The organism is Planobispora rosea, from assembly GCF_014648175.1.
Classification (GTDB): domain Bacteria; phylum Actinomycetota; class Actinomycetes; order Streptosporangiales; family Streptosporangiaceae; genus Planobispora; species Planobispora rosea.
The window spans coordinates 90,999-103,992 of record NZ_BMQP01000017.1; the positions used below are offsets into that span (position 1 = coordinate 90,999).

The window sequence follows — 12,994 nt, forward strand, 5'->3', positions numbered from 1 at the left end:
TCAGCCGCGGGAGGTCAGGTCCTTCAGGGCGGTGATCAGGCGGTCGACGTGCTCGTCGGTGGTGCCGATGCCGATGGAGGCGCGGACGGCGGAGGCCGTGACGTCGTCGCAGCCGCCGTCCTTGGAACCCAGCAGGTACCGGACGAAGGGGTGGGCGCAGAACTTGCCGTCGCGGACGCCGATGCCGTACTCACCGGACAGCCTCTCGGCGATCTCACGGGCGGTGAAGCCCTCCACCACGAAGGAGACGATGCCCACCCGGGGGTGGTCGTGGTCCCACAGGGAGAGCTGGTGCACGCCCTCGATACCGTCCAGCCCGGCGCGCAGGCGGGCGAGGAGCCGCTCCTCCTCGCGGACCAGCGCGGTCCAGCCGGTGGCGGTCAGTGCGTCGCAGGCGGCGGCCAGGGCGACGGCGCCCAGGACGTTCGGGGTCCCCGCCTCGTGGCGGGCCTCGGGGTCGTCGTACCACTCGATCCCGGCGGCCTCGCCGTCCGCGTCACCGACGGCCTTCACCGCGCCGCCGCCCCGCAGGTACGGCTCCGCCTCCGCCAGCCAGTCGGCGCGGCCGACGAGCGCTCCCGAGCCGAAGGGGGCGTACAGCTTGTGGCCGGAGAAGACCACGTAGTCCAGGTCGAGCGCGGTCAGGTTGAGGCGGCGGTGCGGGACGAGCTGGGCGGCGTCGACGAGGATGCGGGCGCCGTGGCGGTGGGCGATGTGCGCGAGGGCGGCGATCGGCCAGAGCTCGCCGGTGACGTTGGAGGCGGCGGTCACGACGAGCAGCGCGGGCCCGTCGATCCCGGTCAGGGCGTCGTCGACCGCGCGGACCGCCTCGCCGGGGAAGGCCGGCGGCGCGAGCCGTACGGCGTCGGCCCAGGGCAGCAGCGAGGCGTGGTGCTCGGTGTCGAAGACCACCACGGTGGTTCCCTCGGGAACGGCACGGGCCAGGAGGTTGGTGGCGTCGGTGGTGTTGCGGGTGAAGATCACCGCATCACCGGGGCGGGCGCCGACGAAGGCGCGGACCGTGTGCCGGGCACGCTCGTAGCGGGCGGTGGTCAGCTGCGAGGCGTACCCGGCGCCGCGGTGGACGCTGGAGTAGGCCGGGAGCGCGGCGGCGACGGCGGCGCTCACCGGCTCCAGACAGGGCGCGCTGGCGGCGTAGTCGAGGTTGGCGTAGGGGACGAGCCTGCCGCCCTTGACCGGGACCTCCAGGTCGGCGCCGAGCACCGCGGGGATCTCCCGTCCGCCTGACGGCCTGGTGGCGGGGACGGCGCAGGCGGACCGGAGGGCGCCGTCGGGACCGGCGGCGGAGGCGGTGAAGATGCTGAGTGCGGACACGCCAGACTCCTTCGGGGTCATCGGACCCCAAGCCGTGGCGTTGGTGCGTGGAGCCCGCGCTTGCCCGGCACACCTCGTGCCGGACCAGGTCCTCACCCGGGGCACCCCGCCGCGAGCGCGAGGGTTGCCGGCCAGCTAGCCGGGGCTTGTCGCTGGCACTCATGACCTACGGCCGAACTATAACCATCACCCGGCATGCTTTTGCAAGTCCGCGATGGGATAACCCGATCACGTCGGGCAGGAACTCGTGGCGTCTCCCGATCGTCTTGTGACGTGATGCTGCGGATGCGTGGCCTGCGTGGTGTGGTTCGGCGGACGCACGATGCGGCCTCGTCGCGGTCTCGTTGTGGATTCGCAGCCGCTCCCCAGCGGCCTCACAGCGGTCCCGCGGCGACCTCGCAGCTGGCTTCACAGTGGCTTCACAGTGGCTTCACACGGCTTCCCGGAGGAGAGAACGATGGACTGGGTGACCGACCCGCAGATCTGGATAGGGTTTTTCACCCTGGTCGGCCTGGAGATCGTCCTGGGCATCGACAACGTCATCTTCATCTCGATCCTGGCGGGCAAGCTCCCGCCCGAGCAGCGGGACAAGGCACGCAGGCTGGGCCTGGCGGCGGCGCTGATCAGCCGCCTGGCGCTGCTGCTCGCGCTCTCCTGGGTGGTGCAGCTCACCAACCCGCTCTTCGAGGTCCTCGGGCAGGAGATCTCGGGCCGCGACCTGATCCTCATCCTGGGCGGCCTGTTCCTGCTGGGCAAGAGCGTCTTCGAGATGCACGACAGCCTGGAGGGCAAGTCCGGTCACGCCAGCGGCAAGGTCGCCGCCTCCTTCACCGCGGTGATCATCCAGATCATGATCCTGGACATCGTGTTCTCGCTCGACTCGGTGATCACCGCGGTCGGCATGGTGGACGAGATCGGCGTCATGATCGCGGCCGTCATCGTCTCGGTCGTCGTGATGCTCGTCGCCTCCGGGCCGATCAGCCGTTTCGTGGAGAAGCACCCGAGCATCAAGATGCTCGCCCTGTCCTTCCTGGTCCTGATCGGCGTCGTGCTCCTGGCCGAGGGCTTCGACCAGCACATCCCCAAGGGCTACATCTACTTCGCGATGGCCTTCTCCCTGGTGGTGGAGCTGCTCAACATCCGCGCGCGGACCAAGGCCGGCCGCGCGGAGCCGGTCGAGCTGCACCACCGGTACGACGGGGGCGAGCGCACCACGTCCTGACGCGTCCACCCGGGTTCTTTTCTGCCGAGCCGGAATTACGATGGCTTTGTGCACTTTGATCCCTGGAATCCGGAATTCGTCGCCCATCCCTACGGGGTCTACGCCGGGCTCAGGCGCGAGCGGCCGGTCAGCTTCTTCGAGCCGACCGGCCAGTGGCTGATCGCCCGGCACGCCGACGTCAACGCGCTGCTGCGCGACCGCAGACTCGGCCGCTCCTACCTGCACCTGGCCACCCACGCCGAGTTCGGCAGGCCGGACGACCCGGAGTTCCAGGAGCCGTTCTGGCGGGTGATCAGGGCCGGGATGCTCGACGTCGAGCCACCGGTCCACACACGACTGCGGCGGCTGGTGTCCAAGGCGTTCACCCCCCGCATGGTCGAGGCGCTCCGGCCCAAGATCGCCCAGATCGCCGGGGGCCTCGTGGACCGCTTCGTCGAACGCGGCGGGGGAGACCTGATCGCCGAGGTGGCCGAGCCGCTCCCGGTGACCGTGATCGCCGAGATGCTCGGCGTGCCCGAGGCCGACCGGCACCTGCTGCGGCCGTGGTCGGCGGACATCTGCGGGATGTACGAGCTCAACCCCTCGGTCGAGGCCCAGCACACCGCCGTGCGGGCCGCGTCCGAGTTCTCGGACTACCTCATCGGGCTGGCCCGCGCCCGCCGGGCGGACCCCGGCGACGACCTCATCAGCGCCCTCGCGCAGGTCACCGATGAGGGGGACACCCTGACGGAGGAGGAACTGGTCGGCACCTGCGTGCTGCTGCTCAACGCCGGGCACGAGGCCACCGTCAACGTCACCGGCAACGGCTGGTGGTCGCTGTTCCGCAACCCCGCCGAGCTGGAGCGGCTCCGCGCCGACCACGGCCTGCTGCCGACCGCGATCGAGGAGCTGATGCGGTGGGACACCCCGCTGCAGATGTTCGAGCGCTGGGTGCTGGAGGACATCTCGGTCGGCGGAGTGGACATCCCGCGCGGCAGCGAGGTGGCGCTGCTGTTCGGTTCGGCCAACCGCGACCCCGAGGTGTTCGACGACCCCGACCGCCTCGACGTGGGGCGGGCCGACAACCCGCACATCTCCTTCGGCGCCGGCATCCACTTCTGCCTGGGAGCGCCGCTGGCCAGGATCGAGCTCGCCGAGTCGTTCGGGGCGCTGCTGCGCCGGGCCCCGAAGATGGAGCTCGCCGCCGAACCGGAGTGGGGCCCCGGCTACATCATCCGCGGCCTGCGGTCCCTGGAGGTCGGCATCTCCTAGAGGGAGGTCGGCATCTCCTGGAGGCGGCTCTGGGCGAGCCAGCCGAAGCCGCCCAGGCCGTCGGGGGCGATCAGCTCCGCCTCCTCCGAGGCTCGCGCGAGCGCTCGCAGGTAGCCGGACGGGTCGGTCCGCGCGAGCTCGGCGGGCGGGCGCTCGCCGGTGACGCCCAGGGCCCGCAGGGCCGCGCGCTGCGTGGTCAGAGTCGTCGCGACGGCCCCGGCCCGCTCTCCGGCTGCCGCGCACGCGTCCAGGGCGACATGCGCGGTGATGTCGCACGAACCGTCCGGGACCGGTGCGACGGCCGCGCCGTCACGGTAACCGGCCAGCGTGCCGTACGGGGGGCGCTCCCCCGACAGGTGGGCGTAGTCGATCGCGATGGCCCGTCCGCGCGCGAGCCGTACGATCACCGATGCCCAGGCCTCGTCGCGCGGCCTGCCGATCTCCGCCCGCCCGCCCGCCGCCCGCATCGGCCACCAGCGGGCCAGCCAGGCGAGATCGGCCTCGTCCGGGCTCCCTCCCAGCCGCTCCTCGCCGGTCGCCGGATCGACCTGCACGAGCCGGGGTCCCTGCGGGGTCTGCTCGGCGATGTCCACGGGAACGTTGTCCAGCCACTCGTTGGCGACCACCAGGCCGTGGATCTCCTCCGGCGGGGTCTCCGCCCACACGACCTCCTCCGGGAGCCGGGCGGGCCGGGGGGCCAGATCGACCGCCGTCACCCGTAGCCTGGCCCGGAGCTCAGGCGGTACGGCGGCCATGATCCCGGTCGCGAGCATGCCCTCGCCCGCGCCGATGTCCACCAGGTCGACGGCCGGCGGCCGGCCGAGCGCGTGGTCCACCGCGACGAGCTCGCGCGAGAGGGCCTCGGCGAAGACCGGGGAGGCCCCGACCGAGGTGCGGAAATGCCCGGAAGGGCGTTCGTGGAGATAGAAGCCTCTCTCGCCGTAGAGTGCCCGCTCCATCGCCGCCCGCCAGGTGAGCCACATGACAGCAGACGTTACCCGCCCGAGCAGGACGGACGATGGGATCCCCATGACACGCGCGGCGGATCGATGACGGCGTGTTGTCATCGCTTTGCGTTATCGTTGCCTTACCGGCGGCGACAGTCGTCCCGGCCCGCTCCCCCAGCGGGCGCGGTCCGCGTCGTCTCGGCCGGTCGGATTCCCGGCGGGCGCCGGGCCCGTGGCAGGGTCCGGCGCCCGCCACCGGCTTTCTCCGCGCGGTCCGGGCGTTCCCCCGTGGGGTTTTCCCGCTCCCGCATCGCGCCACCACCGCTCCTGCGCATGCCGCCGCACGGCTGGGGAAGTGCCGCCCATTACGCTGGTCAACTGGGTCCGGAGCGCTGGACAGCGGAGCCCCGGTACCGCGACCGGCAACATCGCTCCCAGAGGAGCACCGCCCCGGACGACGTGACGGGGCAGAGGTTGCGCAGTTCGGCGGGAGAAGCCCTGAGTAGTCGGAGGACGGGACGTCGTGGACACAGGTGATCGCCCGGCGCGGCTGGCAGTCGGGGTGCTCGGAGCCGGACGGGTCGGTTCGGTGGTCGGGGCCGCGCTCGCGCGCGCGGGCCATCGGATCGTGGCCGCGAGCGGCGTCTCCGACGCCTCCAGGCAGCGGGCCGCCGACCGGCTCGGCCTGGCCCCCAGCAGCCCCGAGGACGTGGTGGCCAAGGCCGACCTCGTCCTCCTCACGGTCCCGGACGACGTCCTGCCCGACCTGGTCACGGGTCTCGCCGAGACGGGCGCCGACCTGCGGGGCAAGCTGGTGGTCCACACCAGCGGCGCGTACGGCCTGGCGGTGCTGAACCCGGCGACCCGGGCGGGGGCGCTGCCGCTGGCCCTGCACCCGGTCATGACGTTCACCGGCAGGGACGACGACCTCGCCCGCCTGACCGGCATCTCGTTCGGGGTCACCGCGCCCGACCAGCTCCGCATGGTGGCCGAGGCCCTGGTCATCGAGATGGAGGGCGAGCCGGTCTGGATCGAGGAGAAGGACCGGGCGCTCTACCACGCGGCTCTGGCGGGCGCGGCGAACCACATGGTCACGCTCATCGCCGAGTCCTCCGACCTGCTGGAGAAGATCGGAGTCCAGGAGCCGGGCCGGATGCTCGGGCCGCTGCTCGGCGCGGCCCTGGACAACGTGCTGCGGCTCGGCATCGCCGGACTCACCGGCCCCGTGGTGCGCGGTGACGCGGGGACGGTCCGCAAGCACGTGGACGCGCTGATCCTGGCGGCACCCGAGGCGGCGGACGCCTACGTGGCCCTCGCTAGGCTCACGGCGGACCGGGCGCTCGCGGCCGGGCTGCTGAAGCCCGAGGCCGCGGAACGCCTCCTGGACGCGCTGGGAGGGAACATATGGACGTGATCGTGGCCGATGACCGCGCCGGGCTGGCCGAGGCGCGCAAGGCGCTCGGAGCGGGGCGGGAGGGCGCCACGCTGGCACTGGTGCCCACCATGGGGGCGCTGCACGAGGGGCACCGCTCGCTCATGCGGCTGGCCCGGGAGCACGCCGACCACGTCGCGGTGAGCATCTTCGTCAACCCCCTCCAGTTCGGTCCCGGCGAGGACTACGCCCGCTACCCGCGGACGTTCGAGGCCGACCTGGAGATCTGCGCCGCCGAGGGCGTGGGCGTCGTCTTCGCCCCCTCCGCGGAGGAGATGTACCTGCCGGACCGTCAGGTCGGCGTCTCGGCGGGCCCGATGGGCACGGTCGCCGAGGGGGCGTTCCGGCCGGGGCACTTCGACGGCGTGCTGACCGTGGTGCTCAAGCTGTTCAACCTGGTCCAGCCGGACGTGGCGGTGTTCGGCCGCAAGGACGCCCAGCAGCTCGCCCTGATCCGGCGGATGGTCGCCGACCTCAACCTGCCGATCTCCATCGTGGGCGCCCCCACGGTCCGGGAGGCGGACGGCCTGGCGATGTCCAGCCGGAACCGCTACCTGTCGGCGGAGGACCGGGCCGTGGCCCTCGCGCTGTCCCGGGCGCTGTTCGCGGGAGCGGAGCGGAACACGCCCGCGGAGATCCGGCGGGCGGCGCGCGCCGTACTCGACGCCGAGCCCGCGGTGGACGTCGACTACCTGATCCTGGCGGACCCGGCGACCTTCGCCGAGGCGGGCGACGACCACCGGGGAGAGGCGATCCTCGCCGTCGCGGCCCGGGTCGGGACTACCCGCCTGATCGACAACGTTGTCCTCACGCTGGGCTGATCGGCGGTATCGATCGGCGGCATTGTCCTCGTACAAGGTCGATCTATACCCTGGCATCTCTTCTGTCCGGCGTGCACGCCCCGTGGCGAAGTGATCCTGAGCCCCATGGCGACACGACCCTGAGCTCTACGGACGACCCTGAGCCACACGGCGACGCGACCCTGAGAAAGGCAGACGACGCATGCTGCGAACCATGCTGACCTCCAAGATCCACCGGGCCACCATCACCCAGGCGGATCTGCACTACGTGGGATCGATCACCATCGACGAGGACCTGATGGACGCGGCGGGGCTGCTCCCCGGCGAGCAGGTCCACGTGGTGGACATCGACAACGGCGCCCGGCTGGTCACCTACGCCATCACCGGGCCGCGCGGCTCGGGGGTCATCGGCATCAACGGCGCCGCCGCCCGTCTCGTCCACCAGGGCGACCTGGTGATCATCATCGCCTACGGCCAGATGGACGACGCCGAGGCCCGGGTCTTCCGCCCCCGCGTCGTCCACGTCGACCGGGAGAACCGGATCGTCGACCTCGGCGACGACCCCGCCGAGCCCGTCCCCGGCTCCGCCGATCTCCGGGGTGACCTGGTCACGGGCTGATCCCGCCGGCCGGGGTACCCGGGGAAGATCCGTCTCCTGCGGGGCGTTATCGTCATGTTGACGAATATGTGGTCCCTCGCAGCGTCGCCACGAACAGGAGACGATCATGAGCATCCCCGCCATCCCCCAGCGGCTGACCGCGCCCGAGCCGGGCTGGACGGTCGAGGCAGACGTGGCCGTGGTGGGCTCCGGGATCGCGGGCCTGACCCTGGCGCTGCGCCAGGCCGTGCTCGACCCCGGGGCGCGCGTCCTGGTCGTCACCAAGGACGTGCTCTCGGCGGGCTCCACACGCTGGGCGCAGGGTGGCATCGCCGCCGTGCTCGACCCCGAGGACAGTCCCGCCGAGCACCTGTCCGACACGCTCATCGCCGGAGTCGGCCTCTGCGACGAGGAGGCGGTCCGGGTCCTGGTGACCGAGGGCCCGGACGCGCTGCGCCGCCTGATCGCGGCGGGCGCGCGCTTCGACACCGACGCCGCGGGCGAGCTCCAGCTCACGCGGGAGGGCGGCCACCGGCGCGACCGGATCGTGCACGCGGGCGGCGACGCCACCGGGGCCGAGGTGCAGCGGGCCCTCATCGCGGCGGTCCGGGCGACGCCGGGCATCGAGGTGATCGAGCACGCGCTGGTCCTCGACCTGCTCAAGGACGCGCAAGGCCGTACGGCCGGAGTGACCCTGCACGTGATGGGGGAGGGCACGCGCGACGGCGTGGGCGCGGTCCGGTCCCCGGCGGTGGTGCTCGCCACCGGCGGCATGGGGCAGGTCTACGCCGCCACGACCAACCCGCTGGTCTCCACCGGGGACGGGGTGGCGCTCGCGCTGCGGGCCGGGGCCGTCGTCCGGGACCTGGAGTTCGTCCAGTTCCACCCGACCGTGCTCTGGCTCGGCGAGGGCTCCACCGGCCAGCAGCCGCTGATCTCGGAGGCGGTGCGGGGCGAGGGCGCGGTGCTGATCGACGCCGGCGGGGTCCGCTTCATGAAGGACGTGCACGAACTCGCCGACCTCGCGCCCCGCGACGTCGTGGCCAAGGCGATCATGCGGCGGATGCGCGAGACGGGCGCCGACCACATGTACCTCGACGCCCGGCACTTCGGCGAGGAGAAGTGGCGCATCCGCTTCCCGACCATCCACGCCGTCTGCCTGGAGCACGGCATCGACCCGGTGACGCGGCCCATCCCGGTCGCTCCGGCCGCCCACTACGCCAGCGGCGGCGTCCGCGTCGACCTGCACGGCCGTACCAGCGTGCCGGGCCTGTACGCCTGCGGCGAGGTGGCCTGCACCGGCGTGCACGGCGCCAACCGGCTGGCCTCCAACTCGCTGCTGGAGGGACTGGTCTTCGCCGAGCGGATCGCCGCCGACATCCACGCGCGGCGGGCTCCGGGGGCGGACGAGGCCGTACGGCTCTCGCCCCGTGAACCGGTGGCCGACGGCCGCCCCACCGGCCTGGTGGACCCCCGGGCCCGGTCCAGGCTCCAGTGGCACATGAGCCGGGGCGCGAGCGTGCTGCGCAGCGGCCAGAGCCTCGACGAGGTCAGCCGGGCGCTGGTCAACTTCCGCTGGACCCCGGTGGCGGTCGAGCCGTGCACCGAGGCGTGGGAGACCACCAACCTGCTGACCGTCGCCTCGGCGCTGGTGGAGGCCGCTCGCACGCGTCAGGAGACCCGCGGGTCACACTGGCGGGAGGACTTCCCCGAGCGCGACGACGCCCGGTGGCTGAGCCACCTCGACACGACCCTGACAGGAGAGGGACTGACGATGAGCTACCGCCCGCACTCCGCCGCCCGGCAGGCCCTGCCCGCGCACGTGGCCGACGAGCTGACCGCGGCGGGGCTGGACCCCGCGGAGGTCGGCGCCGTGATCGAGACCGCGATCCGGGAGGACGTCCAGGAGGCCGGCGACGTGACGAGCATCGCCACGATCCCGGCCGGCCAGGTCGCCACGGCCGACGTGGTGGCGCGGGCGGACGGCGTGGTGGCGGGCCTCGCGGTCGCCGAGGCGGTGTTCGCGCGCTTCGGCGTGAGCCGCGCCGAGCGGCACGTCAAGGACGGCGAGCGGGTGAGCCGGGGGGACGTGCTGATGACCGTCACCGGCGCCACCCGCGACCTGCTGACGGCCGAGCGGACCGCGCTGAACCTGCTCACCCACCTGTCCGGCGTCGCCTCGCTCACCGGCCGGTGGGTCCGGGCGGTCGAGGGGACGGGGGCCCGCATCCGGGACAGCCGCAAGACCCTGCCGGGCCTGCGCGCGCTGGAGAAGTACGCCGTCCGCGCGGGCGGCGGGGTCAACCACCGCATGTCCTTGTCGGACGCCGCACTGATCAAGGACAATCACGTCGTGGCCGCGGGCGGGGTGGCCGAGGCCTTCCGGGCGGTCCGGGACGCCTACCCCGGCCTGCCGATCGAGGTCGAGGTCGACCGGATCGACCAGATCGAGCCCGTGCTCGCGGAGGGGGCGGAGGAGATCCTGCTGGACAACTTCACGGTCGCCGAGCTGACGGAGGCCGTACGGCTGGTGAACGGCAGGGCACGGCTGGAGTCCAGCGGGGGGTTGACCTTGGAATCGGCCCGTGACGTAGCCGAAACTGGCGTTGACTACCTTGCCGTGGGCGCCCTCACGCACTCGGCGCCGGCCCTGGACATCGCCTTGGACCTTCGGGGGAATTGATGCTGCTCGCCATCGACGTCGGCAACACGCACACCGTTCTCGGCCTGTTCGAGGGCGAGGAGGTCATCGAGCACTGGCGGATCGCGACCGACGCCCGGCGCACGGCCGACGAGATCGCCGTCGTGCTGCAGGGTCTGCTCGCCCAGTCGCCCCTGCTCAAGGGGGCCGACGTCGACGGCATCGCGATCTGCTCCACGGTCCCCTCCGTGCTCAACGAGATGCGCGAGATGTGCCGGCGCTACTACGGCGACGTCACCGCGGTCATCGTGGAGCCCGGCGTGCGGACCGGGGTGCCGGTCCGGATGGACAACCCCAAGGAGGTCGGCAGCGACCGGATCGTCAACGCGCTGGCGGCCATCCAGCTGTACGGCGGGCCGTGCATCATCGTCGACTTCGGCACCGCCACCTCCTTCGACGCCGTCTCCGCCAAGGGGGAGTACGTCGGGGCCGTCACCGCGCCCGGGATCGAGATCTCGGTGGACGCCCTGGCCGCCGCCGGGGCGCAGCTGCACAAGGTGGAGCTGGTCCGGCCCCGGTCGGTGATCGCGAAGAACACGGTCGAGGCGCTCCAGTCGGGCATCATCTACGGTTTCGCCGGTCAGGTGGACGGGATCGTGGAGCGGATGGCCGCGGAGCTGGCCGAGGACCCCGACGACGTCACCGTGGTCGCGACGGGCAGCGCGGCGCCGCTCGTGGTCGGCGAGGCCGCCACGGTCGACGTGCACGAGCCGTGGCTGACGCTGATCGGGCTCCGGCTCATCTATCACCGCAACACCGCCTGATCGCTACCTGTCCGTGCGAATCAGCGTCAGTTCCGTGATGTCGGTACCCTTGGCTGCGTGACCGACCATGTGACTCCAGCCGAGGATCTGCCCGAGCAGATGCGCGTGCGCCGGGAGAAGCTCGACCGCCTCCGCTCCGAGGGCGTCGACCCCTATCCGGTGAACTTCCCGCGCACCGCGACCAACGCCGAGATCCGCGAGAAGTACGCCGATCTCGCTGCTGACACCGCGACCGGCGACAAAGTGGGCGTCACTGGCCGCGTCATGCTCTCCCGGACCGGCGGCAAGCTCTGCTTCGCCACGATCCGGGACGGCTCCGGCGACCTCCAGGTCATGATCTCGCTGGACAAGGTCGGCGAGGAGTCCCTCGCCGCCTGGAAGCGCGACGTCGACCTCGGCGACCACATCGGCGTCGAGGGCGAGGTGATCACCTCCAAGCGGGGCGAGCTGTCCATCCTGGCCGACCGGTGGATGATCACCTCCAAGTGCCTGCGCCCGCTGCCGGAGAAGCACGCAGGGCTCACCGACCCCGAGGCGCGGGTCCGGCTGCGCTACGTGGACCTCATCGTCAACGACGAGGCCCGCAAGATGGCCCGGCTGCGCAGTGACACGGTGCGGGCCGTGCGCGACTTCTGGCACCAGGAGGGCTACCTGGAGGTCGAGACGCCGATGCTGCAGCCGATCCACGGCGGCGCGGCGGCCCGGCCCTTCAAGACCCACATCAACGCCTACGACATGGAGCTCTACCTCCGCATCGCGATCGAGCTCTACCTCAAGCGGCTCGTGGTGGGCGGTGTCGAGAAGGTCTTCGAGATCAACCGCAACTTCCGCAACGAGGGCGCGGACGCCACCCACAACCCCGAGTTCACCATGCTCGAGGCGTACGGGACGTATCTCGACTACAACGACATGGCCGACCTGACCCAGCGCATGTACCAGAAGGCCGTGGTCGCCGCGCTGGGCAGCACGGTCGTGGTGCACGAGGGCCAGGAGGTCGATCTCGGGCTGCCCGAGTGGCCGCGGATCACGCTGTACGGCTCCGTCTCGGAGGCGGTCGGCGAGGAGATCACCACCGAGACCCCCCTGGAGACGGTCCGCAAGCTGGCCGACGCCCGGGAGATCCACTGGGACCCCAAGTGGGGGCAGGGCAAGGTCGTCCAGGAACTGTTCGAGGCGCTGGTCGAGCACAGGATCATCCAGCCCACGTTCGTCATGGACTACCCGCTGGAGACCTCCCCGCTGGCCCGCCAGCACCGCGACAACCCGCTGGTGACGGAGAAGTGGGACCTGATCGGGTTCGGCACCGAGCTGGGCACCGCCTACTCGGAGCTGAACGACCCGATCGAGCAGCGCCGCCGGCTGGTGGAGCAGTCGCTGCTGGCCGCGGGCGGTGACCCGGAGGCCATGCAGCTTGACGAGGACTTCCTCACCGCCCTGGAATACGCGATGCCGCCCACCGGAGGCGTGGGGGTCGGCATCGATCGTATGATCATGGCCTTCACCGGTAGGAACATCCGCGAGACGATCCTGTTCCCGCTGGTCAAGCCGGCTGGATGAGTTCGGGGCGAGCCGCCCGGCCCGATCACGGGCCGGGCGGCTCGTCGTTGTCCCCCACGGTCCGGAGTAGATCATGACGTGGCCGGGGCCGGATCGGTGTGCGGTTCGCGGGGAGCCGGGGCACGCCTCCGGGCGGATTAACGCGCAGTTCGGAAACCTCATTTGCGCGTGCGCATATCACATGAGTCGTGTATCTAATCCGCTTAACCGGAAAGGCGTGGACATATCGTGAGTAGTTCATGGGCTGTCTGTTATGTCAACGTTGCGTATCGGCTCTATGGAGAACGAAGCTTGACGACCTTTGAAGAAGGCGTTTAACGTTCCTGACGGTACCGTTCCCGGCGGGCGGCGTTTCACCCGAGCACACTCGGCTGGGTTCCGGTGCGG

10 protein-coding genes and 1 riboswitch are annotated in these 12,994 nt (G+C 71.7%); of the genes, 8 read left to right on the forward strand and 2 right to left on the reverse strand.

Features of this window, described 5'->3' with window-relative positions; translation table 11 throughout:
* The gene (locus IEZ08_RS18665) at positions 1–1,335 is read right to left on the reverse strand and encodes an aminotransferase class V-fold PLP-dependent enzyme (RefSeq protein ID WP_373294365.1); all 1,335 of its coding nucleotides are present in this window, start codon (positions 1,333–1,335) and stop codon (positions 1–3) included.
* A 51-nt stretch (positions 1,336–1,386) separates the two neighbouring features.
* Positions 1,387–1,502, reverse strand: a riboswitch (SAM riboswitch).
* Between the two features lie 290 nt (positions 1,503–1,792).
* Here IEZ08_RS18665 and IEZ08_RS18670 point away from each other — a divergent pair.
* Together IEZ08_RS18670 and IEZ08_RS18675 are read left to right on the forward strand one after the other, a co-directional pair.
* Complete coding sequence (locus IEZ08_RS18670) at positions 1,793–2,557, forward strand: TerC family protein (protein ID WP_189242575.1); 765 nt, start codon at positions 1,793–1,795, stop codon at positions 2,555–2,557.
* Positions 2,558–2,605: 48 nt separating this feature from the next.
* Positions 2,606–3,808, forward strand: a complete 1,203-nt coding sequence (locus IEZ08_RS18675; RefSeq protein ID WP_189242576.1) for a cytochrome P450 — start codon at positions 2,606–2,608, stop codon at positions 3,806–3,808.
* Here IEZ08_RS18675 and IEZ08_RS18680 read toward each other — a convergent pair.
* Entirely contained in the window at positions 3,805–4,791 is a 987-nt protein-coding gene (locus tag IEZ08_RS18680) for an SAM-dependent methyltransferase (protein ID WP_189242577.1), read from the reverse strand. The two genes, IEZ08_RS18675 and IEZ08_RS18680, sit on opposite strands and share 4 nt — an antisense overlap.
* A gap of 487 nt (positions 4,792–5,278) precedes the next feature.
* Between IEZ08_RS18680 and IEZ08_RS18685 the strand changes: the two genes are divergently transcribed.
* The 6 genes from IEZ08_RS18685 to lysX all read left to right on the forward strand — a co-directional run bounded on the left by IEZ08_RS18685 (position 5,279) and on the right by lysX (position 12,607).
* The gene (locus IEZ08_RS18685) at positions 5,279–6,169 is read left to right on the forward strand and encodes a Rossmann-like and DUF2520 domain-containing protein (RefSeq protein ID WP_068928093.1); all 891 of its coding nucleotides are present in this window, start codon (positions 5,279–5,281) and stop codon (positions 6,167–6,169) included.
* Complete coding sequence (panC, locus tag IEZ08_RS18690) at positions 6,160–7,008, forward strand: pantoate--beta-alanine ligase (RefSeq protein ID WP_189242578.1); 849 nt, start codon at positions 6,160–6,162, stop codon at positions 7,006–7,008. Before IEZ08_RS18685 ends, panC begins: the two co-directional genes overlap by 10 nt.
* A 181-nt stretch (positions 7,009–7,189) precedes the next feature.
* A complete protein-coding gene (gene panD / locus IEZ08_RS18695) occupies positions 7,190–7,606 on the forward strand; it encodes an aspartate 1-decarboxylase (RefSeq protein ID WP_068928091.1) in 417 nt (138 codons plus the stop codon).
* A 106-nt stretch (positions 7,607–7,712) separates the two neighbouring features.
* On the forward strand, positions 7,713–10,268 hold the full coding sequence (locus IEZ08_RS18700) for an L-aspartate oxidase (RefSeq protein WP_189242579.1): 2,556 nt from the start codon (positions 7,713–7,715) through the stop codon (positions 10,266–10,268).
* Positions 10,268–11,050, forward strand: a complete 783-nt coding sequence (locus IEZ08_RS18705; protein ID WP_068928089.1) for a type III pantothenate kinase — start codon at positions 10,268–10,270, stop codon at positions 11,048–11,050. Before IEZ08_RS18700 ends, IEZ08_RS18705 begins: the two co-directional genes overlap by 1 nt.
* A 57-nt stretch (positions 11,051–11,107) precedes the next feature.
* Positions 11,108–12,607: a bifunctional lysylphosphatidylglycerol synthetase/lysine--tRNA ligase LysX gene (gene lysX / locus IEZ08_RS18710; protein ID WP_084780818.1), complete on the forward strand. Its 1,500-nt coding sequence runs from the start codon at positions 11,108–11,110 to the stop codon at positions 12,605–12,607.
* The last annotated feature ends 387 nt before the right edge of the window (positions 12,608–12,994 follow it).

Coding starts and splice junctions, on each gene's coding strand:
- IEZ08_RS18670 (WP_189242575.1), top strand. CDS start 1,793: ATGGACTGGGTGACCGACCCGCAGATCTGGATAGGGTTTTTCACCCTG.
- IEZ08_RS18680 (WP_189242577.1), bottom strand. CDS start 4,791: ATGTGGCTCACCTGGCGGGCGGCGATGGAGCGGGCACTCTACGGCGAG.
- panC (WP_189242578.1), top strand. CDS start 6,160: ATGGACGTGATCGTGGCCGATGACCGCGCCGGGCTGGCCGAGGCGCGC.
- panD (WP_068928091.1), top strand. CDS start 7,190: ATGCTGCGAACCATGCTGACCTCCAAGATCCACCGGGCCACCATCACC.
- IEZ08_RS18700 (WP_189242579.1), top strand. CDS start 7,713: ATGAGCATCCCCGCCATCCCCCAGCGGCTGACCGCGCCCGAGCCGGGC.
- IEZ08_RS18705 (WP_068928089.1), top strand. CDS start 10,268: ATGCTGCTCGCCATCGACGTCGGCAACACGCACACCGTTCTCGGCCTG.